The 22,409-nt window shown below is 62.5% G+C and carries 32 protein-coding genes; 17 read left to right on the forward strand and 15 right to left on the reverse strand.

The window, feature by feature from the left end:
- The first annotated feature begins 110 nt into the window (after positions 1-110).
- The 4 genes from AC0L3S_RS04390 (at position 111) to AC0L3S_RS04405 (ending at position 4,276) form a co-directional block, all read left to right on the forward strand.
- Positions 111-1,343, forward strand: a complete 1,233-nt coding sequence (locus AC0L3S_RS04390) for a CmpA/NrtA family ABC transporter substrate-binding protein (protein ID WP_473278204.1) — start codon at positions 111-113, stop codon at positions 1,341-1,343.
- 198 nt (positions 1,344-1,541) lie between these two features.
- Positions 1,542-2,435 carry a LysR family transcriptional regulator gene (locus AC0L3S_RS04395; protein WP_473278205.1) on the forward strand — a complete coding sequence of 298 codons (894 nt, stop codon included), beginning with the start codon at positions 1,542-1,544 and terminating at the stop codon, positions 2,433-2,435.
- Between the two features lie 83 nt (positions 2,436-2,518).
- Entirely contained in the window at positions 2,519-3,502 is a 984-nt protein-coding gene (locus tag AC0L3S_RS04400) for a molybdopterin-dependent oxidoreductase (protein ID WP_473257849.1), read from the forward strand.
- 156 nt (positions 3,503-3,658) lie between these two features.
- On the forward strand, positions 3,659-4,276 hold the full coding sequence (locus AC0L3S_RS04405; RefSeq protein ID WP_473257847.1) for a glutathione S-transferase family protein: 618 nt from the start codon (positions 3,659-3,661) through the stop codon (positions 4,274-4,276).
- A 94-nt stretch (positions 4,277-4,370) separates the two neighbouring features.
- Here AC0L3S_RS04405 and AC0L3S_RS04410 read toward each other — a convergent pair whose 3' ends face one another.
- The 15 genes from AC0L3S_RS04410 to AC0L3S_RS04480 form a co-directional block, all read right to left on the reverse strand.
- Entirely contained in the window at positions 4,371-4,811 is a 441-nt protein-coding gene (locus AC0L3S_RS04410; RefSeq protein ID WP_473257844.1) for a hypothetical protein, read from the reverse strand.
- Between the two features lie 283 nt (positions 4,812-5,094).
- The gene (locus AC0L3S_RS04415; protein ID WP_473278206.1) at positions 5,095-5,709 is read right to left on the reverse strand and encodes an ATP-dependent DNA ligase; all 615 of its coding nucleotides are present in this window, start codon (positions 5,707-5,709) and stop codon (positions 5,095-5,097) included.
- 237 nt (positions 5,710-5,946) lie between these two features.
- Positions 5,947-6,168, reverse strand: coding sequence for a hypothetical protein (locus AC0L3S_RS04420; protein WP_473278207.1), 222 nt, complete (start codon positions 6,166-6,168; stop codon positions 5,947-5,949).
- A complete protein-coding gene (locus tag AC0L3S_RS04425; RefSeq protein WP_473278208.1) occupies positions 6,168-6,431 on the reverse strand; it encodes a pyocin activator PrtN family protein in 264 nt (87 codons plus the stop codon). The genes AC0L3S_RS04420 and AC0L3S_RS04425 overlap by 1 nt, the downstream gene beginning before the upstream one ends.
- Positions 6,428-6,637, reverse strand: a complete 210-nt coding sequence (locus tag AC0L3S_RS04430; RefSeq protein WP_473278209.1) for a helix-turn-helix transcriptional regulator — start codon at positions 6,635-6,637, stop codon at positions 6,428-6,430. Before AC0L3S_RS04430 ends, AC0L3S_RS04425 begins: the two co-directional genes overlap by 4 nt.
- Complete coding sequence (locus AC0L3S_RS04435) at positions 6,634-7,017, reverse strand: hypothetical protein (RefSeq protein WP_473278210.1); 384 nt, start codon at positions 7,015-7,017, stop codon at positions 6,634-6,636. The genes AC0L3S_RS04430 and AC0L3S_RS04435 overlap by 4 nt, the downstream gene beginning before the upstream one ends.
- Complete coding sequence (locus AC0L3S_RS04440) at positions 7,014-7,370, reverse strand: hypothetical protein (RefSeq protein ID WP_473278211.1); 357 nt, start codon at positions 7,368-7,370, stop codon at positions 7,014-7,016. Before AC0L3S_RS04440 ends, AC0L3S_RS04435 begins: the two co-directional genes overlap by 4 nt.
- Entirely contained in the window at positions 7,370-8,485 is a 1,116-nt protein-coding gene (gene dnaN, locus AC0L3S_RS04445) for a DNA polymerase III subunit beta (RefSeq protein ID WP_473278212.1), read from the reverse strand. Before dnaN ends, AC0L3S_RS04440 begins: the two co-directional genes overlap by 1 nt.
- Positions 8,482-8,886 carry a hypothetical protein gene (locus AC0L3S_RS04450; protein WP_473278213.1) on the reverse strand — a complete coding sequence of 135 codons (405 nt, stop codon included), beginning with the start codon at positions 8,884-8,886 and terminating at the stop codon, positions 8,482-8,484. The genes dnaN and AC0L3S_RS04450 overlap by 4 nt, the downstream gene beginning before the upstream one ends.
- Before the next feature lie 270 nt (positions 8,887-9,156).
- Positions 9,157-10,242 carry an acyltransferase family protein gene (locus AC0L3S_RS04455; protein ID WP_473278214.1) on the reverse strand — a complete coding sequence of 362 codons (1,086 nt, stop codon included), beginning with the start codon at positions 10,240-10,242 and terminating at the stop codon, positions 9,157-9,159.
- Positions 10,243-10,331: 89 nt separating this feature from the next.
- Positions 10,332-10,841: a hypothetical protein gene (locus AC0L3S_RS04460; RefSeq protein WP_473278215.1), complete on the reverse strand. Its 510-nt coding sequence runs from the start codon at positions 10,839-10,841 to the stop codon at positions 10,332-10,334.
- Positions 10,838-11,083: a hypothetical protein gene (locus AC0L3S_RS04465; RefSeq protein ID WP_473278216.1), complete on the reverse strand. Its 246-nt coding sequence runs from the start codon at positions 11,081-11,083 to the stop codon at positions 10,838-10,840. The genes AC0L3S_RS04460 and AC0L3S_RS04465 overlap by 4 nt, the downstream gene beginning before the upstream one ends.
- Positions 11,080-11,778, reverse strand: a complete 699-nt coding sequence (locus tag AC0L3S_RS04470) for an exonuclease domain-containing protein (protein WP_473278217.1) — start codon at positions 11,776-11,778, stop codon at positions 11,080-11,082. Before AC0L3S_RS04470 ends, AC0L3S_RS04465 begins: the two co-directional genes overlap by 4 nt.
- A 248-nt stretch (positions 11,779-12,026) precedes the next feature.
- On the reverse strand, positions 12,027-12,152 hold the full coding sequence (locus tag AC0L3S_RS04475) for a hypothetical protein (RefSeq protein ID WP_473278218.1): 126 nt from the start codon (positions 12,150-12,152) through the stop codon (positions 12,027-12,029).
- Positions 12,152-12,952, reverse strand: coding sequence for a hypothetical protein (locus tag AC0L3S_RS04480; protein ID WP_473278219.1), 801 nt, complete (start codon positions 12,950-12,952; stop codon positions 12,152-12,154). Before AC0L3S_RS04480 ends, AC0L3S_RS04475 begins: the two co-directional genes overlap by 1 nt.
- Before the next feature lie 455 nt (positions 12,953-13,407).
- Between AC0L3S_RS04480 and AC0L3S_RS04485 the strand changes: the two genes are divergently transcribed.
- The 13 genes from AC0L3S_RS04485 (at position 13,408) to AC0L3S_RS04545 (ending at position 22,408) form a co-directional block, all read left to right on the forward strand.
- On the forward strand, positions 13,408-13,962 hold the full coding sequence (locus AC0L3S_RS04485) for a terminase small subunit (protein ID WP_473278220.1): 555 nt from the start codon (positions 13,408-13,410) through the stop codon (positions 13,960-13,962).
- A gap of 133 nt (positions 13,963-14,095) precedes the next feature.
- Entirely contained in the window at positions 14,096-14,290 is a 195-nt protein-coding gene (locus AC0L3S_RS04490; RefSeq protein WP_473278221.1) for a hypothetical protein, read from the forward strand.
- Between the two features lie 327 nt (positions 14,291-14,617).
- A complete protein-coding gene (locus tag AC0L3S_RS04495; RefSeq protein ID WP_473278222.1) occupies positions 14,618-15,862 on the forward strand; it encodes a terminase in 1,245 nt (414 codons plus the stop codon).
- A 422-nt stretch (positions 15,863-16,284) separates the two neighbouring features.
- Entirely contained in the window at positions 16,285-16,458 is a 174-nt protein-coding gene (locus AC0L3S_RS04500) for a hypothetical protein (protein WP_473278224.1), read from the forward strand.
- Complete coding sequence (locus AC0L3S_RS04505) at positions 16,455-18,155, forward strand: portal protein (protein WP_473278225.1); 1,701 nt, start codon at positions 16,455-16,457, stop codon at positions 18,153-18,155. The genes AC0L3S_RS04500 and AC0L3S_RS04505 overlap by 4 nt, the downstream gene beginning before the upstream one ends.
- A 7-nt stretch (positions 18,156-18,162) precedes the next feature.
- On the forward strand, positions 18,163-18,489 hold the full coding sequence (locus AC0L3S_RS04510; protein WP_473278226.1) for a C40 family peptidase: 327 nt from the start codon (positions 18,163-18,165) through the stop codon (positions 18,487-18,489).
- Positions 18,490-18,577: 88 nt separating this feature from the next.
- Positions 18,578-18,925, forward strand: coding sequence for a hypothetical protein (locus AC0L3S_RS04515; RefSeq protein ID WP_473278227.1), 348 nt, complete (start codon positions 18,578-18,580; stop codon positions 18,923-18,925).
- Positions 18,909-19,778 (forward strand): hypothetical protein, encoded by an 870-nt coding sequence (locus AC0L3S_RS04520; protein ID WP_473278228.1) that lies wholly within the window; start codon positions 18,909-18,911, stop codon positions 19,776-19,778. Before AC0L3S_RS04515 ends, AC0L3S_RS04520 begins: the two co-directional genes overlap by 17 nt.
- A gap of 6 nt (positions 19,779-19,784) precedes the next feature.
- Complete coding sequence (locus tag AC0L3S_RS04525; RefSeq protein ID WP_473278229.1) at positions 19,785-20,822, forward strand: major capsid protein; 1,038 nt, start codon at positions 19,785-19,787, stop codon at positions 20,820-20,822.
- A gap of 70 nt (positions 20,823-20,892) precedes the next feature.
- A complete protein-coding gene (locus AC0L3S_RS04530) occupies positions 20,893-21,309 on the forward strand; it encodes a Bbp16 family capsid cement protein (RefSeq protein ID WP_473278230.1) in 417 nt (138 codons plus the stop codon).
- Positions 21,310-21,353: 44 nt separating this feature from the next.
- Positions 21,354-21,785 carry a hypothetical protein gene (locus AC0L3S_RS04535; RefSeq protein ID WP_473278231.1) on the forward strand — a complete coding sequence of 144 codons (432 nt, stop codon included), beginning with the start codon at positions 21,354-21,356 and terminating at the stop codon, positions 21,783-21,785.
- A gap of 48 nt (positions 21,786-21,833) precedes the next feature.
- On the forward strand, positions 21,834-22,112 hold the full coding sequence (locus AC0L3S_RS04540) for a hypothetical protein (protein ID WP_473278232.1): 279 nt from the start codon (positions 21,834-21,836) through the stop codon (positions 22,110-22,112).
- Complete coding sequence (locus tag AC0L3S_RS04545) at positions 22,109-22,408, forward strand: hypothetical protein (RefSeq protein ID WP_473278233.1); 300 nt, start codon at positions 22,109-22,111, stop codon at positions 22,406-22,408. The genes AC0L3S_RS04540 and AC0L3S_RS04545 overlap by 4 nt, the downstream gene beginning before the upstream one ends.
- Position 22,409: the final 1 nt, after the last annotated feature.

Below are 22,409 nucleotides of genomic sequence, written 5' to 3' on the forward strand. Positions count from 1 at the left end.
AACGAGAGGAGGCCGCATTGCGCAATGAATTTCGCGATCGACTAAGCCGGTTCCGGGGCTGCTTCTGCTGTGCCCCGGCCCAAGCGTCCCGGACGACGGTTGAACAGGCGGTGGCGAACGGTATCGAGGAGGCGCTCCTGCACGGCTTGTTCCCGGAACCGGTTCTGCGACGGCAGCTTCTGAAATCGGTCGGGGCCGCGACCCTTTTGGGGGCCCTGGGCACCATCCTCCCGGTGTCGACCCTGCAGGCCATCGCGCAGGAGAAGAAGCCGCTCGAAAAGACCAAACTCAACGTCGGCTTCCTGGCCATCACGTGCGCTGCGCCGCTGATCTACGGCGAACAGATCGGCTTCTACGCCAAGGAGGGTCTCGCGGTCTCGCTGCAAAAGATCGCCGGCATCGCCCTGATCAGGGACAAGATGTTGAACGGCGAGCTCGATGTCTCGCAACAGGTCATGCCGGTGCCATTGACGATGACGGCAGGTCTCGGTGGCAACCAGCAATCCATCAAGATCCTGACCATTCTGAACCAGAACGGCAACTCGCTCGTCCTCGCGATGAAACACCGGGACAATCGCGATCCGAAGAATTGGAAAGGAATGACGTTTGCCATTCCCTTCGACCAGAGCCATCAGGCCTTGCAGTTGCGCAATTATCTCGCCGCCCACGGACTGGATCCCGACAACGACGTCAAATATCGAGTGGTGCCGCCCACGGAATACGTTTCGAATCTGCGGGTCGGCAGCATCGATGGTTTCTTCGGCGGCGAGCCGGGCGGGCAGCGGGCCGTGTTCGAGGGGGCAGGCTTCATCCACCTCATTTCGCGCGAAATATGGGACGGGCACCCGTGCTGCGCGGTATCGGCGGCGGAAAGCTGGATAACGCAGAACCCGAACACCTTCATGGCCTTCTACCGGGCGATTGTTGCGGCCAGCCTTCACGTCTCCGACGACCGAAACCGGGTTGGAATGGCGAAGGTCCTGTCGCAGCCGCAGTACCTGAACGCGCCCGAAGTCGTCATCGACCAGGTCATCACGGGGCGGTACGCGGACGGGTTGGGAGCGATCAAGGAGGATCCGAAGCGCGTCGATTATCGGCCATTTCCGCAATACTCGGCCGCCGTCTGGCTGATGACGCAGTTGAAGCGATGGAAGATGCTCAAGGAGGACATCGACTACAAGGCTCTCGCGGAGAAGGTGATGCTGGCGATCGACGCGGCGCGGATCCTCAAGGAGGACGGTGTCGAGCCTCCGCCGATCGTGTTCGGCAAGGAGCGGATTTTCGGTCGCGAGTTCGACTCCGCGAAGCCGGAGGAATATCTGGCGACGCTGCAGAAGACATGAGTTTAAGGCCATTCGCGAAGGACAGCAGAACGCTTCAAGAAGGCATTTTGAACGCGGAGATTGCCGAAACGACGGTCTCCGAAGCTGCCTTGGCGCTGTTGGCCGCCGGGTGACGGGAGGCTAGGATGTCGATATCGTCGGCTGGCCCGCATTTTGTCGGGGCGCCTATTCGAGTGGATCGAGGCACGGGCGGCCGCATTGTTCGACTGGAATGATCTCGTATTCTTTCTGGAACTTGCCCGACAGGGGCGGCTGGCGCCGGTCGCCCGCCGGTTGAAGGTCGATCATACGACGGTAAGCCGCCGGATCGCGGAGCTCGAAAAGGATCTTGCCGTCAAGCTCTTCGATCGCAACCGGGACGGCTTCGTGCTGACGGAGCGGGGACATCGTCTGTTCGACATCGCCGAACGCATCGAACAGGAGGCCTCGGCCGTCGAGCCGGCGATGGGAGCGGACAGTGCGACTGCAGCGGGCCGGGTCCGTGTCGTGACGATGGAGGGTATCGGAGCCTTTTTTCTTGCTCAGCGCTTCGCCGAGCTCGCGGTTCAAAGTCCCGGCATTACTGTCGAACTGGTGACCGAACGGCACATCATCAGCCTCACCAAGCGCGAAGCGGACATCTTTATCAGCTTCGTGCATCCCGCGGGAGCGAAACTCGAGGTCAAGAAGCTCGGATCGTTCCGTCTAGCGCTCTACGCCAGTCAAGCCTACCTCGCCCAGCGCGGCGCGCCGAGGGACCGGGACGAACTGGCGGCCCATACCTTCGTGGACTACGTGGAGGATCTGATCGCGATCCAGCCCGTTCACTGGTTGCTCGACGTGCTGGATCCGACCAACGTGGTTTTCAGATCGTCGAGCATGCACGCGCAGCAGCAGGCCATCGCTGCGGGAGCCGGCATCGGTTTGCTGCCCTTGTTCTCTGCGAAGACCGATCCCAGGCTGATCCCGGTGCTTCCCGATCAGGTGAAGGTCTATCGGGATGTCTTCCACTCGGTTCACGAGGACCTGCAGTTCCTGGCGCGCGTTCGGACCGTGAGCCGTCACCTATCGCGCATCTTCGAGCGGGACAACGCCTACCTCAACGAGTTCTAGTTTTCTCGTCTATGCGACCGCTCCTTCTCGGTTGGTCATCGGCCGGCGTCGGCTCCATCGCGCAGTTGCTACGGAAACATTGGATGTCTGAAGCGTTCGAATATAAGGTCAAAGGCTTCTTCGCGCGGATCCCGTCCGAGCCCCACAAGCTGATCGAGCGGACGACGCCGACGAAGGATTGTATCGTTCTCTGCCACCTGGGCGTCTTGGAGGTGAGCGACGGTGATGCGTGGGAGATCGAGATCGCCGGCATGATCGGCCGCCCAATGCGCGTCACCGTGCGGGATCTCAAGCGGATGCCGAAGGTAACCGTCGCCTCAGTGCACCAATGCGCGGGAAGCCCGTTGGCTCCGGACAAGCCGACGCAGCGTGTTTGCAACGTGATATGGGGCGGCGTGCGTCTGGACGATGTCCTCCAACGCGTCGAACCGGACCCGGAGGCTACCTTTGTCTGGTCCGTCGGTGCGGACGCGGGTGAGTTCGGCGGCGCGGATTGCGGGCACTACACGAAGGATCTCCCTCGCTCGCGCGTGGGGGCCGAGGTCCTCCTGGCCTACGAAATGAACGGCGAGCCTCTGTTACCGGAGCACGGCCATCCGCTGCGGCTGGTCGTACCGGGATTCTATGGGACCAACAGCGTGAAATGGCTCCGGAGGATCGAGCTTCGCAAAGAGCGCGCTCCTGGTCCCTTTACGACACGTTGGTACAACGATGTCGTCGCCGAGGGCGTGACGCGCCCGGTCTGGAACATCGCTCCGCAATCGGTGATCGTGTGGCCTGTGCCCGGGACTTCGCTCGAGCGGGAGGCCGTCGTTCGGGCATCAGGTTGGGCGTGGGCGGATGGCGGCGTGGCCGGCGTGAAGATCAGCCTGGATGAGGGGCTTTCCTGGAAGGCCTGCGCCGTCGAAAAGCCTACCGGCCATTCGTGGACGCAATTCATGTGCGACTTCGAGGCGGCGGCGGGACAACAAAGCATCGTTTCCCGCGCGACCTCCCGTTCCGGCGAGAGTCAGCCGGACGACGGAAAGAGAAATGCTCTCTATCGCGTTCCTTTCACGGTCGTATGAGACCTTGGCCGCTTCGGCCCTCTTCGTCGAGCAGGCGTTCCGCGCATGCTGGTCCCCCTCAACATGTCGAATAAGGGCTCAAGCATGTCCAGCTCCACGGCCCAATGCACGAATAACTGCGCTACCGGCTTAGCGGCGCGCCACGGAGACAGCACTATGGCCGAGGTGCGGATCTTTTCCTACTTGCCCAATCCTCGTGTTTGGAAGGCGGTCATCGCCGCGCGCATCGGCGGCGTCGCGTTGGAGGTGCGGGGCGCCGCGGGCGCAGAACTCGTGGACTGGCTTTGGGATTTTGACGCTCGCCCGCTGAGCGAAGTGCCCGCAGAGGAACGCTCAGCCGCGGAGCGGGTGGGCCGCATCGGGTTCAAGGGCCGCAAGCTCTACAAGACCGACGCCTTCCTTGCGGCCCAGCCGTTCGGGACGGTCCCCGCGGGTTTCAGCGGGGACGGACAAGTCGGCATTTTCGAGTCCAACAGCATCATGCGCGCGGTCGCCCGCCAGGCGGAGCGGAGCGGTCTATATGGCCACGATCCATTCGAGGCCTCGCGGATTGACAGCTTTCTGGATGTCAGTCTGGTGTTCGGCCGCGATGCGCAGATCTACCTGCTCGCCATGCAAGGCTCCGAACTTGCCGCGGATGTCCACGCTCGCGCCGACGAAGCTTTCACGACCTACATGGCCGGGATCGACCGGGCCCTGCGGCCTGCGCGCCAAGCCCTGGTCGGCGAGGGGGTGAGCCTGGCCGACATCTGCTTTATTCGATTAGTTCGTTGAGTTCGTCTTGTGTGGGCCGTCGGTCGCGCTCTTTGCTCTTTCCAACCAAATTGAGGTGACTTAACGCGACGCGTGCGAGGCGGGCTTCCTCGGCTTAAACCTCGATACCGTGCACCGCGGCGGCATGAGTTATGATTGTCCGGATGAAAGACAAATCGATGGCCAACGTTGCAGGGCCAGCGCCTTCCTTGGCGCGCTTTCTTCCGAATTCGATCAGCCGTTCTCGATCGAGCGCGGGAAGCTTCACGCTGCCGAGCTCAGTCTTGAGCGACGCCATCACAGCAGCTTTTGACCGGCGAGGGGGTTTTCCAACTTCATGCATGTCTTCATCGTGCAGGTCGATCAGATCGCCAAACGTGCGAACGTTCCGCGCCACGCGTGGCTTGGACGATCCGTTGCGGTCGATATTGCGCTCCATCTCGAGCGCCCATTCTTCGCCGTCCTTACGCCGTCGGAATGTCTCGGCCACATAGCGGGTCTTCCGGCGGACCTGGACGCGCCAGTTCCCAGATGCCATTTGTGTGAAGGTCGCCACGCGTGTGCACTCCGACTTTCGTGTGCACTATGTGTGCACTGAGAGGTCAAAACGGGTACAAACGTGTGCAATTTCGTCTAGTTTGGAGTGCACACGTTCGCTATTCATCCCATTGAAGAGTAAGCTAAGCTGTTGAAATATCAAGACTATCGCTTTTCCGTGGCACCCATGATGGATTGGACTGACTAACGAAAAAAGCCAAGCCGTTGCTGGCAGTTACGGGGACCGTCGCCAGCCATGTGATACAATTGTGATCCGGCCCATCTAATGCTTGTCGGTCCAATCACGAACGGCGTTTATGGGCATCCTGCACGCGGGTCATGGCCGGGTGCGCCGGGTTCTTCACCTTGATCCAGTGATCGCACGGGCCGGGGCGATAGGCGCGTTCCCCGTGCTTGGAAACCATGCCCTCTAGGCCCATCAGGCAGGCATGCCGAAACAGGTCCGGGCCGATCTCGCCCGTCTCATAGGGCGCGACGTGGATGCCCTCCACGCGCCGCGCGAGCAGCCTGGAGAGATTGGCCTTGCGCATGCTGAGGGGCACCCCTCGCAAGTCGTCGCCGTCGCTCACGAGGATGTCGAAGGCGTATAGCTGAACCTCGTCGTCATGCCGGTGCGAATGCAGCCCGTCGAAATCAGACACCCCATCGATCCGGAGAAGGACGGCTTCGCCGTCCAGGACGAACGACGTCGATCGGTTTCGCAAGGCGGCCTGAACGATGAGCGGATATCGATCGGTCCAGTCGTGGCCGTTTCGAGTGAACAGCCGGACGCGTTTGCCCTCGCGTTGGACGATGAGCCGATAGCCGTCGTGCTTGATCTCGTGAATCCATTCCGGCCGATCGGGAACATTCTTCCCGCGCTTCGGCAGGCAGGGCTGGAATGGCGATTTGAGCATGGCCGGGAGATAGGTGCCCGGCGCTAGTTATGCCAGCCTTTTCCGCTCGGTTCTGGCGAACGCCTTGGCTGCTTCGAGGGCCGTTTTCCTGTCCACCTGATCTGGCCTCAAGCGCCGGCTCGGGATGTCGTCCCAATAGAAGTACACCGAGGCTCGCCCGTCAGAATACCGGACCTCAAAGCTTCCGCAGTCCTTGACTGCCTCGTGCTTTCGGATGCTGACGTTGGTGGCCATGGCTTATGACGGCGGCCTAAGAGCGGCGTCGATCATGGCCTGCCAGACAGTCTCTGGATTTCCCGTATGCTTAAAGCCAGCGTCATCCATCGCCTCGGTCGGCTCTCGCATCGTCTCGATAGCGGCGCGGGCGAGGGTGTTGGCCTGATCGTGGTCGAACACTCGGCCCTCGCGCTCGAATGCCTCGGTGATTGACCTTGCGACACGCTCGACCATCTCGCTCATTATCGCCGCCCCTGTAGCTGGTCGCATTCCTTGCGGGCCGCCTCGCGCTGCTTGTCGATCCAGGCGGCGAGGTCGGCGAGATGGACGCCGCGCGTGGCCTTCGCGCTGCCCTCGATCCGGATCACCGGCATGTCGAGGTCGCCTTTCGTAGCTTTCCGCGCGAACTCGTTGGGGGTCAAGTGCTGGAAGTAGTCCTTGCAAACTGCCTCCAGGGGGATCACGGCGGCGTTGTACTGCGCCATTAGCAGGAAAGCGGTGTTCATTCGATCCATCCCTTGCGCAGGGCCGTGGCGGCGAGGTGCGAGCTGTTCCGCGCGCCGACGACGCGGCGGGCGATCTTGATCTGCATGTTCACCGAGTGCGTCGTGCATCCGATCTTGCCTGAGATGGACGCGGCGGTTTCGCCATTCGATAGGTGCCGCGCAATCTCAAGTTCCCGCGCGGTCAGCGGGCAGGGTTCCGGGGTCATATCTCTCGCCTGTAGATCACGCCGTTGATTTCGAGGACGTCGGGCATCGGCGGCGGGACTGATGCCGGATCAATTCCAAGCTCTGACAGGCAGGCCGCGACGTGCGCGGTCTTGAGCGCGTCGTCAGCGTCAAGGCGGTATTCCACCCAAGGGCGATCTTGACCGTTTACGATGGCGCGCTCGGCGACGTACACCGTCCGCCCGTCGTGCTGTACCAGGATGATCTTGGTGAGCATGTCCGGGGCGGCGATGTTGCCGCTCCAGAAGCGCGACGCGGATTTCCGCGCCTGGGTCTTGTGGTCGCTCGGCTCCTTGCGCGGGGCCTTGAATACGATCCCGCCGTTGCGGCGGAACAGCGCGACGGATGCAAACGGGGTCATTCGCATAGCTCCGCAAAAAGGTCGGCGACGGCATACTTGCCGCGCCATGTGTCGGCTTGGTTCCTGCGGCGATAGCCGGCGTCCCATCGGTTGTGACAGCGCTGGCAGAGAGCGCGGCACCGCTCGGGATCGGCGTGGCTCTCGTCGTGGTCCATGTGGGCGATCGTCAGCACAACCCTGCTGCCGGTCTCGGGGTGAGCCGCGCCATTCCTGGCGCGGCAGTACGGACGATCGGGCGTTCCCTCGCAACGGTTCGCTGCGCGGAAGAGGATGAAGGCCCGGAAGCATCGCCAGACCTTCGACGTGATCGAGCCGCCCGGATAGCGGCTCATTTTTTCGGGGCTGATCGGCATCAGGCCCGCATCGGCATCAGAACGCGGGTCATGGTGGCGTCCTCGTCGTGGATGGAGAACGGCGACGATTGATCGACCATTCGCAGGGTGATCGCGCCCTGGCAGGCGCTCGCTACCTCGCGCAGATATCGGCTGTTGAAGGCGAACGCGGCCGGCTGATCTTTCCCGGTCGGCCATGCGGTCGAGGTCTTGACCTTGGCGCTTCCAAAGTCAGCGCTACGACGCTCGATCATCGCGCGGCCTTCAGCGTTGCTGAATTTGATCGCCGTCGTCCTGTCGCCTCCGATTGCCGTCGCCTGATCGATGGCGGCAACGATCTCGTCCCGCTTCAAGTCGAACGTGAAATCGTGGCGGTTCGGCAGGACGCGGGAATAGTCGGGATAGGTGCCGTCGATCAGCTTGGCGCGGAGCGTGACGCCGGGCGCGACGATGTCGATCTTGCCGGGCTCGACGGCGAACAACTTCACGTCCTTGCCGGCAAGGTGTTCGGTGACGATCCGCACCGTCTTGCGCGGGATGATCCGCGTTCCTTCCGGGCCGCCTTCGCTGGCATACTTGCAGATTGCCATGCGGTGGCCGTCCGTTGCGACAAAGCGGCGGTCCTTCGCGGTGACGTGCCACGCAACGCCGTTGAGGTAATAGCGGGTCTCCTCGGTCGAGATGCACCATTTCACCTTGTCCAGCGTCGCGGCGAACATGCCGTTGGTGAACGCCTCGATCAGGTCGCCGCGCTCGCCGCCGATCTCGGGATAGTCGGTCTCGGACAGGGTCTCGATCTCGTAGAATGCCGCGCCGTCGCCAAGGGTGATCGCCGCCTTGAGGTCATTGTCGGCGCGCTCGATCCGGACGTTCATCGTGCCGGCGACGCGGGCGATGCCGGCGAGGACCGACGCGTTGATGCAGGCGGACCATTCGCCGCCCGCGCCGTCGATCACGTCCAGGTCAACGCTCGCCTCAAGGTCGAGGTCAGTCCCGCTGATGCGCAGGCCCGCGTCGCTGTGGGTGATCCTGGCATGGTTGAGGATCGGAATGGTGTTCCGCCGCTCGATGACGGCGGTGAGGAGCTTCATTGCCTGCTTGAGGGCGCGGCCTTCGACGATAACGAACTTGGTCATAGTGATGCCTGGAGTTGGTGGGTGGCGGGGGTGAAGGGTGCCGGCTGCTGCTCGGCCTGATCGGCGAGGATGTCCCATGCCAGTGACGTCGCCTCGGAAACCTCGCCGTCGCGCATGATCTCGTCGGCGGTGATATTGAACAGGTCGCGAGCGCCGGCCGTGGCGTCGTTCCAGACGGCCCGCGCAAAGGTGCGGCGGCGATCCCAGACGGGGCCGCTGAACGGCCGCAGGAACTCCATGGTAGCGTTGAAGGCCGCGAGCTGCGGCTTAGTCGCGCTGGCGAAGTAGCGGCCGGCTGTTGCCTCGGCCGCCTCGACGCGCTCGGCGTGCTCTTGTTGGCTCTCGAATTTGCGCCAGTGGTGGAAAGCGTAGTCGGCCGGATCGGTCGGCGTTGCGCTCATCGTTGCGTCCTGTTGTGACGTTGTGAATATCACAACACTATGGACGTGTTTAAAAGACTGTCAAGCGGGGAGTTACAATTTTGTTGGGGGTTGCTAGAGTTGGAGTTCTCTACAGCGCGGAGAAGGCCGAAATGAACAATGCTGCCTCGGATGATGAGCTGGTATCTCTCTTGCCGTGGCAACGCGTGACGTTCGCAGATGGCACAAAGTCCGCGTGGGGCGATATCGTTTGCGCTAGAGCGATCGGTGATCGCATCTACTATCGAAGGCTCACCGAGGAAGAACTTGAGCGGCGTCAAGCTGACCTGACTTGGTGATATCGCGCCGGCTGGAAAGTTTTCGCAGCATGGTGCGCGCCGGCCGCTCGAACAGGTAATAGACGGCAACGGAGAACATCAGCGCGAAAGCGGCGATCGTCGGCGTCGAGGCGGTTGGGAACTCGCGCGTGAACGCCATGTGAAACATCCCATGCGTGAGGTACAGCGCATAGGAGATTTCCCCTAGCAGGAACACGACCGGGTTTCCGAGCAGCAGCCGGCCAATGCCCTTATCGGTAGAGAGGCCGGCGATGACGAGCACCGTGGGGATTGCGATGTGCCAATCCCAGAGCGGCGGCTGTGCATACCAGAGGACGCCGCAGAGCCCGGCGACAAACAGCCCATCAAAGACAATCTGATGAGGCTTGGCGATGGACTGGAGGGCATGAACAACGCGCCTCAATGCCATGCCGGCCAAGAACATGAACCCGAAATGCACGAGGTAAAAGCCATAGTCATACGGGCTTTCCCGCGTCAGGCCCAAGAGGTGAAGGACCGCGTCCCAGGGCGGCGACGCGACAAAGTACATGCTGGCCGCGAGAACGACGGCGTTGATCGCAACAGGCGCGCGCACCAGTGCGAAGGCGACGAATGGGAACAGCAGGTAGCAGAAAAATTCGGCGCTGATCGTCCAGGCCGGGGCGTTCCAAGATAGGTCCGGCACAAAGCCCCAGGCTTGGACGAGGGCGAGGTTGAGGAAAAAGGTGTAAGGCCCATCGGTCGGTCGCATTTGCTCGTAGTGCGTGGCGATGAAGCCGAACGCGATCAGCGTGGCGACATGCAACGGGTACACGCGGGCGAACCTCGCCCACATGAACTGCGCATAGCTCGGGGTCGGGCTCGTCGCGAATGTTCCGCTGTAGACGTGGCTCATGATGTAGCCGGACAGGATGAAAAAGATGATCACCCCTGCGTTCCCGATCGCGACTAGATCGAACCAAAAGCCGGTTCCAGTCCATCCCGCCCCAACAGTGTAGTGAAAAGCCATGACCCACAGGGCGGCAACGCCCCGGAGCCCGGTCAAAGTTTTTAGTTGCATTCCCAGTTCCACCCCAAAGGTATTTGCCCTTTATCACCGCAACCCCTCGGCGAGAACCCTCAGAGTTGCAGACGTCCACAGCCACTCGCCTAGCCGTTTGTTGACTTGACAGTTCTCGGATTGCGTGAGCCCGGTCGGCGGTTCGGATCGGCGAGTTCTGCTTGCCTTCGCCTCTGCCGGGTTGTCGGCCGTTGCGCCAAGCCGGCCGCCTCGATCTCGGCGATCGTGATTGGCTGGTCGTTGAGATAGTATTCGCTGGCCCATGCGATCTTGCCGTTGGTCCAGCGGCGTCGCCATGTCGTGCACCGAAAGCGGCCTATCGGCGTGTCGATCCCGGCAATGACGTCATGGGCCGGTCCCGTCGCGCCGTCGTCATAGTGCCCGTTCCACATGGATTGCGCCGTCGCCTGGAGCTGGGCGAGGTAGTTGACGGCGCGGAGCTGCGCGACCTTGATCGGGTCGGCTGCGCGCAAGCGTTTAATCGCGGCGATGATGGCAAGCGCCTGGGGCGTCGCAACGTCGTCGCCGATGACTGCCGTGGCAACGCGCAAGGCGTCTGCAATCGCCTCGTCGCGGGCGAGGGCGGCGGTGACGCTCATAGCCCAAGCTCCGGCGACGTCGATCCATAGCGGATCGTGCGGCGATCGGCCCGCACTGTGACGCCTCGCTCAACGAAAGCGATGAAGTCGCCGCGATAACCGGCCTCGCGCGCGAGCTGGAACGCACGATATTTCGCGGCCGGGGCGTCGGATGCATCGACGCGGCATTCACCCATGCCATTGCATCGAACGATGTAGCGCCGGAAGGCGAACGCGGTTTGTCCTGGGATGCGGCGGGTCATGCAGCCCTCGTGCGCTTCGCGACCCAATAGCGGGCGGTGAATTTGGTGTCCTCGTCCATGTCGCTCTTGTCCCTGATCCATTCCAGGTAATCGAGCGGCGCGGCCTCGAACGTCGTGCCCTTGTGCTTGCCGAAGTTCATAACCTTGAGGAGCGCGGGATATTTTGAGATGTGGACCATCTCGTCGATCGTCTTGAGGCTGAGAAGCCGGACCAGGATGTGAGCCGTCACATAGGCGTCGGGCAACGCGCGATGCGGCGGGAAAGCCTGCTCGGCGTCAAGCGTGAGCTCTAACCAATAGCGCAGGCCTTGGTTCGAGTGCGTCGGCGCGTCCGGCCACACCACGCGCGCGACCTTGTACGTGTCGATCCAGGCGCGACCATCGCCCGTGTGGAAATGCTGCTCGAACTTCGCATTGTGCGCGACCAGGATGTCAGCCGGCGAACAGCCGTCGAAGAACTCCTCCCACAACTCGCGGGCCTCGGGCGCTTCCGCAACGTCGGCCTCGGTGATGTGGTGAACGGCCTTCGTCACTGCCGGGATCGGCCCGCGCGGACGCGCAAGCGACGTCCAGGGGTTGCCGATCGTGCGCGAGGCAAGGTGCACGTCCATGCGGCCGAACTCGATGATCTCGGCGGCGGCGTCCTCGGGCGTGCCCGTGGTCTCGTAGTCGATGACGCGGGCGATGTTAGCCATGGCTGGCGTCGTCCTCTTGCTGCCAGCGCCACGCAAGGGCGAGGGCGAGAACGCCGCAGCCAAGCGCGATCAGGGTTTGAGCGGTCATTGCTCGTCCCTGTTCGGTCGATGGCGGCGGTGCCACTCGGTCTTTGCCGCGACGGCAACGCGGTCGTCCGTCCAATTTGGATGCTGGGCTTTGATCTGCGCGATTATCTTGCCGATGCCCTTTCGGCGCACGTCCGGGCCGTCATTGGCGCTTGGCAGTTTCACAGCGATCCCCCGATGACGCCGGCCCAAACCAGGGCGGCGGCGATGAACGAGAGTAGGGCGGCGAGCGCGCCGATTTCCTCGAGCGCGGCGATGGCGGCGGCGGCGATGGGGTGGGGGCGCATTAGGCGGCTTCCTTCTGCTTGATGGTGATGGCCTTGGCGCGCGTGACCTTCGTCTGCTGTTGGCCCTGATAGTTGGAATGGTCCTTGACGGTGGCGCGGAGGGTGAAGCGCGAGCCCTGTTCGGGGCAGAAGCGCGGGGACATGCTGACGATGCAATTGCCCTCGACGTCGCGCATGGTGATGACGTGCACCGTCTCGGTGATCCACGGGGCGTTGAAAGCCGGGCGTGCGAACGCTGACACGCGCTCGACGGTGACGGTGGTTTCCAGCCGTTCGCCAACCCGGCCAACATGCCGGGAAGCGCGAGCCAGCGCGCGGCGGGTCTCGATCCGCACGATTGCCACCAGGACGGCGGCGGCTTGGGTGTTCGATATCTCGCTGCGCTCGATCGCGCGGGTGATGACGTCGGCGATAAATTCGTTGTCCATGTGGGCTTCGGCGCGAGCCAACAAAGCGGCGTGCTCTGCCCGGAAGCCCTCGGCCTTCGCGGCGGCCTCGGCAGCTCGGGCGGCGGCGATCTCGGCGGCCTTTGCGGCGCGCTTGGCGTCGGCCTTGGCCTTGGTCGCGTTGAGCTTCGCCAGCTTCTCGGCAGTGTAGAGCTTAACGGTCTCGACGCCGCGCCGGCCATCGCCGCCGCAATCAAAGCAGGTGTAGCCGGTGTGAGCCCACTTGTCGGAACGGCCAGCGCCGCCGCAACGGCTGCACATGCGGGCGCGATCGAATGAGGCCGCGCCCTTGCTATCGGTATGGAACGGGCCGGTGTGGGCCTCGCCCTGGCGGGTGAACAACTGCGCGCTCATGTTGCGTTCCTTGTTGCGATTTCCACAACAGAACACACAACAGGATCAGCGTCAAGGAGGTTTATAACGAACAAATTTAGTTTCCGATAATCCGAATATTAAGGCCGAAACGGTACAAATGTATATACCACGTTAACCACTGTTCCGGCCTCTAAATCTGTTCGCTATCAACCTCTCCGCTCCAATTATACAACACAATCAACAATATACCTGTGACAAAGACTTTTATAAGCGAGGTATAAAGTTTTTAATTAGGGTAGGTATAGCCCGGTTTAAACTTATAGCCGGGTATACAACCGCCAATCCCGACCATTTCAAAAAAGTTTGCGCGCTCTTAGAAACCCCTTTGCCACTCGGAACCCGCGCCACGCTCCATCAGCAACAGCGCGTTGTGATCTGAGCAACAACTGTCCGCGCTTATAAAACCCGGCCTAAGCAAAGCTGAGTTGAAAGCCGTGGCAAAGGAACCGAAACAACCGCGCGATCTGACGGCTAGGGAAGCCGCGTTCGTCCGCGAATACCTGATCGACCTCAACGCAACCAAGGCCGTGATCCGCGCCGGCTACAGCGCGAAATCTGCCAATGCACATGCGGTCGAGATCATGGCGCGCCCGCTGGTCAAGGCGGCGATCGGCGCGGCAATGGCTGAGCGATCGGAGGAAACCAAGATCGATGCGGCCTGGGTGCTCAAGCGTCTGGCGATCGAGGCTGAGGCCGACATGGCCGATATCTATTTCGAGAACGGCGCGATCAAGCCCGTTCACGAGTGGCCGAAAATTTGGCGTCAGGGCCTCGTTGCCGGTGTCGAGCACGTCGAGGTGAAAGACGCTGAGGGCAACGCCACGGGTGACGTCGTGGTCAAGATCAAGGTTTCGGATCGCGTGCGCCGCCTGGAGCTGATCGGCAAGCACGTCGGCGTCCAAGCATTTTTGGAAAAGGTCGAGGTCGCGGGCGTCGAGGCGCTGGCCGATCGCATCGCCCGCGCGAAGGCGAAGCAGGGGGGCAAGTGATGAGATACGCAATTGCGATCGTTGCGTTGCTGACGGCCGTCATGGTCGGTCGGGAATATTTCAAGCAGCGACCGTGGGGCGATGGCGACATGCCGTATTGTTGGCCCACGCCCAAAGAGCCGGAGCAGTGTCAATGACCGCGAACGGCGACGGCTTGACTGATCTCGGCGACGCAAGCGCGCTCGGGCTCAAGATCGTGGAGATGTGCGACCGCGTGCTTGCGATGCATCAGTTCGTCCCTCGCACCGCTGCGAAGTGGCGATTTGAAATCGACGGCGTGCGGTATGACGTCATGGTGACGGTCGCGCCCGACGAGGCCGGCAAATGACCGTCCTGTTCGGCGGGGCGATCGGCCTAGCGGCATTTGCGGCGACGCTCGTTATCGTGATCCTGACCGATGGCTAGCTCGGCGACTAAACGCGATCCCAATGACGACATAATCGAGCTGGCCGCAGCGTGCCAGTACGATCCTGACGCATGGTCGCAAGTCGCCTGGGATTGGGGCCACGGCCAGCTTACCGAATACAGCGGGCCGCGCGCGTGGCAGCAGGATATCAACCGCGTGATCCGCGATCACCTCGCCGATCCCGCAACGCGGTTCGAGCCGCTGCAAATCAGCGTCGCGTCCGGCCACGGCATCGGCAAGTCCGCCGAAATGGGCATGCTCTCGAATTGGGCCATGTCGTGTTGGGACGACGCGAAAGTCCTGATGACGGCGAACACTGAGCCGCAGTTGCGCACCAAGACCGCGCCGGAGGTCGGTAAGTGGTTCAAGATGTCGCTGACGGGCTCGTGGTTCGACGTCCAGGCGATGAGCATCAAGTCGCGCGATCCGCAGCACGGCGATAGCTGGCGCATGGATTTCCTGACGTGGTCGGAGCACAACACCGAGGCGTTCGCCGGCCTGCACAACAAGGGCAAGATCATTCTGCTCCTGTTCGATGAGGCGTCGAAAATTCATGACAAGGTGTGGGAAGTCGCCGAGGGCGCGATGACCGACGAGAACACCGTGATCATTTGGGTGGTGTTCGGCAACCCGACGCGCAACAGCGGGCGCTTTCGCGAGTGCTTCCGACGCTTCCGGCATCGCTGGGTCAACCGCCAGATTGACAGCCGCACGGTCGAGGGCACGAACAAGAAGTATTTGCAGAAACTCGTAGACGATCACGGCGAGGACAGTGACGTGGTCAAATACCGTGTGAGGGGGCAATTCCCTGCCCAAAGCGCCATGCAGTTCATATCAGCCGATGACGTTGACAAGGCCCGCGCGGTGCATCTGCGCAAGGGGAGCTACGCGTTCGCGCCCGTGATCCTGGGCGTCGATCCCGCGTGGACGGGAGACGACAAGCTCGAAATCATGCTGCGGCAAGGACTGTACTCCAAGAGCCTCGCGAGCCTCGCGCGCAATGACAATGACGTCGAGGTTGCCAACCTGATCGCGCGCCTGGAGGATGAGTATCAGGCTGACGCGGTGTTCGTGGACGCGGGCTATGGCACTGGCATCGTGTCGGCCGGCAGCGTCATGGGCCGATCGTGGCGGCTGATCTGGTTCAGCGGCAAGCCGATTGATCCGGGCTATCTCAACAAGCGCGCCGAGATTTGGGGCACGGGCAAGAAGTGGATCAAGGCGGGCGGCGCGATCGACCCGAAGGACGAGGATTTGTATCAGGACTTGATCGGGCCTGAGACTGTGCCGCGTTTAGACGGCAAGATACAGCTTGAGAGCAAAGAGGACATGAAGGATCGCGGGCTACCAAGCCCCAACAAAGGCGACGCCCTCATGCTGACGTTCTCTGAGCCTGTTGCAAAGAAGGACCGCAACAGCGCGGCCGGCACAGTAGCCGGGCAGGGCGCGGCCGGCAGCGGCACGGCTGCCGTCGATTACAACACTCTCGAATGATCCTGGTCCGAAGGCTCGTCCACTAATCGCGGCTACCGTGCGCACGTCGCCGCTTTCGCTCAAATTGTGTGCTGCCTGCGCTCGGACCTACACGCGCTCAATTTTTCAACGCCGAAGCGGGCGCACCGGTCTCATACCCCAAGCAGTTCGTGGCGGCAACTATTCGCGGTTAAGCGTCGGGATAACCCAGCGCCCCGCGAATGGTGATCCTTCATGTGCCTCGTCAATCCCCCCGACATGCCCGACCCGCAGCTCCCGCCTGAAACTCAGGCGATGAAGCAGCCGGACGGTAACGCCGTTCGGTCCTCAGTGAGCCGTCGCACGAGCGACCGCGTTCGAGCGGGGGCCAACACCGTCCTCACGTCCGGTTCGGGCGTGACCACCGCCGCGCCGACGCAGGCAAAGACCCTCCTGGGCCAGTGATGAAATTCCGCCTGCTCGATAAGGCCGGAAAAGACGAGGTGCATTCGGGCGTGATGGCTCGATTGCAGCCGTCGCAATCCGTCTCGTGGGGCAGTCGAGTGTTCGTGCGAAGCGCGAACGACGACGACGGCGCGACATATCGCGAAGTCGAGAATTTCAGGATCGGTAAATGACCGTCAACGCGCCGCATCAGGAAACGCAACTCCAATATCACCGCCGACGCGCGACCGAATTGAAGCCAATTCGCCAGCCGTGGGAAAGCGAGTGGTCGGGAGTGGCGCAGTTTATCGACCCGACGCGGCTGCGGTTGACGACGAGCAATGAGGGCTCGGTCAGCCGCAAGGCTATCCTCGATAGCAGCGGCACGTTCGCATATCGCACGCTCAAGTCCGGGATGCATTCCGGCCTCACGTCGCCCGCGCGGCCGTGGTTCCGGCTGACGACCTATGATCCCGATCTGAAAGACTTCGGCCCGGTGAAAGAATATCTCGCCGCCGTTGAGCAGCGCATGCGCGAGGTGTTCTCGGGCTCGAACATCTACAACGCGTTCCATACCGGCTATGGCGATCTCGCGCTGTTCGGCCAGCCGTGCGGCCTCCTGGCCGAAGACGATGACAGTTTCATCCGCATGCAGCAGTTGCTCAACGGGCGGTTCTGGATCGCGCGCGATGAGAAGGGACGCGCGACCACACTTTACCGGACGTTCCGTTGGTCGGTCGCGCGCATCGTCGCGCGGTTCGGATATGCGGCCGTTTCGCGCGTCAGCAACTCGATCAAGACGGCATACGACAACGGCCGCTATGACGCGATCTATGACGTGTGGCATGCGGTCGAACCGCGCATGAACCGCGAGCCGGGCCTGATCGACAAGAAGAACAAGCCGTTCCTGTCGAACTACTGGCTCGACGCGATGACGGACAACACGGGCCTGTTGGAGGAAAGCGGGTTCGATGACAACCCGATCGTCTGTCCGCCGTGGGAGTTGGCCGGCGATGATCACTATTCGACCGCTCCGGGCCATGACGCGCTCGGCGATACGAAGATGCTCCAGAAAGAGCAAGGCCGGAAGCTGGAAGGCATCGACAAGAAGGTCCGGCCGCCGATGACCGGGCCGACGTCCATGCGCAACAACCCGGCATCCTTGCTGCCTGGATCGGTGACGTATGTCGATGATCCGACCGGCAAGGGCTATCGGCCGGCGATGGAAACGAACATCAGCTTGTCTGAACTGCGCGAGGACATCCGCGACGTCCAGGAGCGCTTGCGGCAGTATTTCTATGCCGATCTGTTCCTGATGATCTCGAACATGGAAGGCATCCAGCCGCGCAACGTCGCGGAGATTGCAGAGCGCAAGGAAGAAAAGCTCCTCGCGCTCGGGCCGGTGCTCGAAAACATCTACAACGGCCAGCTTGAGCCGGTGATTGATCGGACGTTCAACATCCTCAATCGCCGTCGCGAGCTGCCGCCGCCGCCGCGCGAATTGCAAAATCAGGACCTCAAGGTCGAGTACATCTCGATCCTGGCGCAGGCTCAGAAGGCGGTCGCGACCGGCGCGGTCGAGCGGCTGTCCGGTTTCGTCGGCCAGCTCGCGGCTGTGAAGCCCGAAGTCCTCGACAAGTTCGACGCTGACGAGGCGGTCGATCAGTACGCCGACATGATCGGCGCGCCGCCCTCGATCGTGGTCCCTGACGACAAGGTCAAGGAAACGCGGGCCGCGCGCGCTCAAGAGCAGCAGCAGGCGAAGCGCGCCGAGATGATGGCGACCGTTGCGCCGGCCATGAAGCAGGGCGCGGACGCGGCGAGTGTGCTCGCGAGCGCGGGGCAGAACCCAAGCGGGCAGGCGCTCCTCCAGCAAATCGGGATCGGGTGAGGTTGTGATGTGGCGAACGATATTCGCGGCTGCGGTTCTCCTCGCGTCGCTGGGCACGGCCGACGCACGGCCGCGCGCATGGTGCGGTTGGTGGATGGGGCAGCAGCTCGGCAAGCTCGATCGATCGCTGTGGCTCGCGCGAAATTGGGCGCGCGTCGGATCGCCCGCTAGCGGTCCAGGCGCGGGCGTGATTGTCGTCTGGCGGCATCACGTCGGGATCATCACCGGCCGCGCCGCCAATGGCGAATGGATCGTCAAGAGCGGCAACGACGGCCATCGCGTACGTGAACGTCCGCGCTCGCTCTCCCGCGTGATCGCGTTGAGGGTGCCGTAATGCTGATGTGGTGCCCGCTCTACGCCTATTCGATCGGCTTCGGCCTGCTCGGCTTGTGGTGCGCGCGTGAGCCGGAGGCGCGCGAGGAATGAGCGATTTGAACGAACAACTCTCGCCAGAGCAAGAAGCCGCTCGCTCGGAACTGGCGAAAGCATTCCGCGACACGCTGGCAACGGTCGCGGGCAAGCGCGTCCTCTACTGGATTTTGGAGGAATGCGCGATCTACCGCGACGCCTATTGCGGCGAGAACAACGCGACGAACTACACGCTCGGTCAGCAATCGGCCGGGCGAAAGATCATCGCGAAGCTCGATGACGTCGATCCGCGTCTGTACCCGTCACTGCTGACGGACATGGCCGCGATCAGGGAAATTGACAGAGCGGCGGCGAAAGCGCCGGCCGACCACATGGAGAACGACGATGATCTTGAGGGGTAATCTGACGCGCTATCTGCGTTCTGTCGCAACGTTCGAGGGCGAGGGCGGTTCGGGCGGCGGCGGTGGTGGTGGTGTTGTGACGCCGCCCGCTGGCGATCCGCCGAAGGTCGATCCCGCGAAGCCTGCGGCCGATCCCGCCGCGAGCGTGCTGTTCCCGAATGAGGGCGAGCCCAAGCCCGCTGCCGGTGATCCGCCGAAGGAAGGCGACAAGCCGAAGGCTGAGGACTGGAAAGAGTACGTCGCCGATCCGAAGAAGTCGGACGCCGACAACGCCGCCGCGAAAGCGGAGCACGACAAGACCAAGCCGGCCGCGCCTGACGCTGGCGATGTTGTGCCGGCCGATGGCAAGTACACGATCACCGCGCCGGAAGGCGTCCAGGTCGATCAAGAAATGGTCGATGCGCTCGCGCCCGACTTCAAGGAATTGGGCCTGACCGGCAAGCAGGCGCAGAAGCTCGCTGATCGGTTCACCGAGGTGCAGACGAAGCGCGCAACGGAATACGCGAACAAGCCGGAAGGCCAATGGTCGATGGCGTCCTATGCGTATTTCCAGAAGAACGGCACGCCCGACAAATGGGCCGACAACGCGAAGGCCGACAAGGACATTGGCGGCACGAAGTGGGACGGCACCGTGAGCACCGCCGTGCGCGCCGTCAACACGCTCGGCTCGCCCGGTCTCAAAGAATATTTCGAGGCGAGTGGTGCCGGCAACCATCCCGAGGTTATCCGCTTCATGGCGAAGGTCGGTGCCATGATCAAAGAGGACAATCCGGCCGATGGCGGTGCAGGTGGATCGGGCAAGCCGGTCGATGCTGCGCACATGCTCTTTCCGAACGACGCACCGAAAGGTTGATGAACTATGGCGACTATCGGCAACTCCTATCCCACCCTGATCGACGCCCATAAGGGATCGGCCGAGGGTACGGTTATCGAAATCCTCAATCGGCAAAACCCGATCTTGGACGACGCGATTGCAACTCAGTGCAACATGGACGCCGTGCACCGGCACATGATCCGCACCGGCCTGCCGTCCGTCGCCTGGGGCCGTCTCTATCAGGGCGTGCCGCAGTCCAAGGCGACCATGCAGCAGGTTGACGACACGACCGGCTTCCTGGAAGCCGCCTCGCTCGTCGATAGCCGGCTGCTCGCGCTCGCGCCCGATCCGGCCAAGCAGCGCTTGGTTGACAGCTCGCCCTACCTGGAAGCGATGAACCAGGAAATGGCGACCGGCATTTTCTACCACGACACCGCGACCACGCCCGAGAAGTTCAAGGGCCTTTCGGCACGCTATTCGCTCTACAACACGAACCGGCCCGACCCGGCCAAGCCGAACATTGCCAACCACGTCATCCCCGGTGGCGGCGTAGGTTCGGACAATACGTCGATCTGGTTCGTGACCTGGGGTGATCACGCGACCTCGTTGCTGTATCCCAAGGGCACCAAGGCCGGCGTGTCGATCGAGGACAAGGGCGAGCAGCGCGTTCTCGATGCGAACGGCAACCCGTACTATGCCAAGGAAACCATGTTCCGCTGGCATATCGGCGCGTTCGTGAAGGACTTCCGCTACAACGCCCGGATCGCGAACATCGACGTTTCCGATATGATCGCCGGCACCGTCGATCTGTGGGCGCTGATGCGCAAGGCTTATTACCGCCTCCAGAGCCGCCGCCGTGACGGGATGTCGAGCCGCATCGCGATTTACATGAACCGCGACGTGCTCGAAATCCTCGACGCGCAGTCGAGCGATCGTTCGCTGCTCGCGGCCAACCCGAACTATACCGGGCTGTCGCAGGCGGTTGTCGAGGGCAAGGAAGTCAAGACCTATCGCGGCATTCCGATCCGCGAGACGGACGCGATCCTCAACACGGAAGCGCTCGTCGGCTCCGTCGCGATCTAACCGGCCCGGCCCGCTTCGGCGGGCCGTTCCTCCCGTAGATGGCCGGAAGGCCGAACCGAAAGACGCTTTCATGATCTTCGATCTCCAGAACTTGCTTTCGAACGCGCAGGCGATCACCGCCACTGCTGCGTCCACCAATGTCATCGATCTCGGCCCGATCTCCAACGGTGTCGTCCGCGACATCGGCAAGGGCAAGAACACGCCTCTGCTGATCCAGGTGGTCGAGGACTTCAACAACCTGACGTCGCTCGCCGTCGCTATTCAGGTGGCGGATGACGCCGCGTTCACTCAGAACGTCACCACCGTGTGGACCACCACCGAAGTCCTCGCAAACCTCAAGGCCGGTTATGTGTTCGTGCCCGAATACGTCACTCGGCGCACCAACCGGCGTTTCATGCGAGTGAACTACACCGTGACCGGCACTGCGCCGACCACCGGCAAGATCACCGCGGGCGTCACCATGGGCAATCAGAGCGCGCCGGCTTAACCGGCGCGTTGCTCTGACGTTCTCACTGTAGAGGGACTGAAATCATGGTGAAGGTCATTGCGACCACCAAAGGCTACTTCGCCCACACCATTCGCGAGATGGGCGAGGCGTTCGCGATCCCGGACGACGTTTGGGATGACGTCAAGCGCCGCCCGTCCTGGGTGATCCTGGCTGGCGCGGCTGCGGCATCTGCGGCCGCCGAGGCCGAACCCGTCAAGGCGGTGATTGTTGTTCCCGCCGATTGGGAAGAACTCTCGGCGGCCGAACGCAAGGCTCTTGCGTCGCAGATCAGCGGCGCGGAAGTGAAGCGCGCGCCGGACGCGGACAAGATCATCGACGCTTACGTTGAGGCGAACAAGCCCGCTCCGTTCGATGACGCCCCAGCACCTCAGACGGTGGCCCAGGCTCAGAAAGCCAACGGTGGCATGCAGCCCGATTGGGAAGCCCCTGGCGAGCCCAAGCCGGTTGCCGACTAAACGGATGGGGCGGTTCGCCGCCCCTTCCTTCTTTATGCGGGGGTGACTGTGGCGGCCATCTACAACGATCAGCGCATCCTCGGCATTCGTCTCGTGCCCGATGGGACGGCCATCTACAACAACCAGCAAGTGATGGGCGTCGTCGATAGCGGCGGCCTGATGCTCGTCAACAACATCCGTACGGTCGGCGTCGATGTCCTCGCCGCTGATGAGGCGGTCCACAATGAGCAGCCGATGCTCGGCGCTGTTCTGATCGGCGACGGCCGCAAGCTCTACAACAACATGCTCGTCGTGCCTGTGCACGCGGTTTCGGGGGTCCTCGCATGACCAAGATGGCAAGCCTCAAGCAGAAATATAGCGACATGAAGCCGAGGCCGGATGATGCCGACGGCGACGAATATTACCCCTGCCTCTACCTCGACGAAAAGCAGATGGAAGCGCTCGGCATCGACGCCGCGCCGCGCGTCGGCACGGAAATGTCGATGGTGGCGACCGTGCGTGTTTCGAGCGTGAGCGATAGCAAGGGCGGCGGGCGCTCGATCTCGTTCGAGATTGTCGAAGCCGGTCTTGAGCCGAAGAAGAAAGAGCCGGACGCCGCGTCGGTCCTGTTCCCGAACGGGTGAT

Source organism: Bradyrhizobium sp. Ken01, from assembly GCF_055807355.1.

Bases quoted from the DNA above. Each gene is read 5' to 3' on its own strand.
- AC0L3S_RS04400 (WP_473257849.1), top strand. From the start codon at position 2,519: ATGTCTGAAGCGTTCGAATATAAGGTCAAAGGCTTCTTCGCGCGGATC.
- AC0L3S_RS04405 (WP_473257847.1), top strand. From the start codon at position 3,659: ATGGCCGAGGTGCGGATCTTTTCCTACTTGCCCAATCCTCGTGTTTGG.
- AC0L3S_RS04415 (WP_473278206.1), bottom strand. From the start codon at position 5,709: ATGCTCAAATCGCCATTCCAGCCCTGCCTGCCGAAGCGCGGGAAGAAT.
- AC0L3S_RS04420 (WP_473278207.1), bottom strand. From the start codon at position 6,168: ATGAGCGAGATGGTCGAGCGTGTCGCAAGGTCAATCACCGAGGCATTC.
- AC0L3S_RS04425 (WP_473278208.1), bottom strand. From the start codon at position 6,431: ATGAACACCGCTTTCCTGCTAATGGCGCAGTACAACGCCGCCGTGATC.
- AC0L3S_RS04430 (WP_473278209.1), bottom strand. From the start codon at position 6,637: ATGACCCCGGAACCCTGCCCGCTGACCGCGCGGGAACTTGAGATTGCG.
- AC0L3S_RS04435 (WP_473278210.1), bottom strand. From the start codon at position 7,017: ATGACCCCGTTTGCATCCGTCGCGCTGTTCCGCCGCAACGGCGGGATC.
- AC0L3S_RS04440 (WP_473278211.1), bottom strand. From the start codon at position 7,370: ATGCCGATCAGCCCCGAAAAAATGAGCCGCTATCCGGGCGGCTCGATC.
- dnaN (WP_473278212.1), bottom strand. From the start codon at position 8,485: ATGACCAAGTTCGTTATCGTCGAAGGCCGCGCCCTCAAGCAGGCAATG.
- AC0L3S_RS04450 (WP_473278213.1), bottom strand. From the start codon at position 8,886: ATGAGCGCAACGCCGACCGATCCGGCCGACTACGCTTTCCACCACTGG.
- AC0L3S_RS04455 (WP_473278214.1), bottom strand. From the start codon at position 10,242: ATGCAACTAAAAACTTTGACCGGGCTCCGGGGCGTTGCCGCCCTGTGG.
- AC0L3S_RS04460 (WP_473278215.1), bottom strand. From the start codon at position 10,841: ATGAGCGTCACCGCCGCCCTCGCCCGCGACGAGGCGATTGCAGACGCC.
- AC0L3S_RS04465 (WP_473278216.1), bottom strand. From the start codon at position 11,083: ATGACCCGCCGCATCCCAGGACAAACCGCGTTCGCCTTCCGGCGCTAC.
- AC0L3S_RS04470 (WP_473278217.1), bottom strand. From the start codon at position 11,778: ATGGCTAACATCGCCCGCGTCATCGACTACGAGACCACGGGCACGCCC.
- AC0L3S_RS04475 (WP_473278218.1), bottom strand. From the start codon at position 12,152: ATGCGCCCCCACCCCATCGCCGCCGCCGCCATCGCCGCGCTCGAGGAA.
- AC0L3S_RS04480 (WP_473278219.1), bottom strand. From the start codon at position 12,952: ATGAGCGCGCAGTTGTTCACCCGCCAGGGCGAGGCCCACACCGGCCCG.
- AC0L3S_RS04490 (WP_473278221.1), top strand. From the start codon at position 14,096: ATGACCGCGAACGGCGACGGCTTGACTGATCTCGGCGACGCAAGCGCG.
- AC0L3S_RS04495 (WP_473278222.1), top strand. From the start codon at position 14,618: ATGGGCATGCTCTCGAATTGGGCCATGTCGTGTTGGGACGACGCGAAA.
- AC0L3S_RS04500 (WP_473278224.1), top strand. From the start codon at position 16,285: ATGAAATTCCGCCTGCTCGATAAGGCCGGAAAAGACGAGGTGCATTCG.
- AC0L3S_RS04505 (WP_473278225.1), top strand. From the start codon at position 16,455: ATGACCGTCAACGCGCCGCATCAGGAAACGCAACTCCAATATCACCGC.
- AC0L3S_RS04510 (WP_473278226.1), top strand. From the start codon at position 18,163: ATGTGGCGAACGATATTCGCGGCTGCGGTTCTCCTCGCGTCGCTGGGC.
- AC0L3S_RS04515 (WP_473278227.1), top strand. From the start codon at position 18,578: ATGAGCGATTTGAACGAACAACTCTCGCCAGAGCAAGAAGCCGCTCGC.
- AC0L3S_RS04520 (WP_473278228.1), top strand. From the start codon at position 18,909: ATGATCTTGAGGGGTAATCTGACGCGCTATCTGCGTTCTGTCGCAACG.
- AC0L3S_RS04525 (WP_473278229.1), top strand. From the start codon at position 19,785: ATGGCGACTATCGGCAACTCCTATCCCACCCTGATCGACGCCCATAAG.
- AC0L3S_RS04530 (WP_473278230.1), top strand. From the start codon at position 20,893: ATGATCTTCGATCTCCAGAACTTGCTTTCGAACGCGCAGGCGATCACC.
- AC0L3S_RS04535 (WP_473278231.1), top strand. From the start codon at position 21,354: ATGGTGAAGGTCATTGCGACCACCAAAGGCTACTTCGCCCACACCATT.
- AC0L3S_RS04545 (WP_473278233.1), top strand. From the start codon at position 22,109: ATGACCAAGATGGCAAGCCTCAAGCAGAAATATAGCGACATGAAGCCG.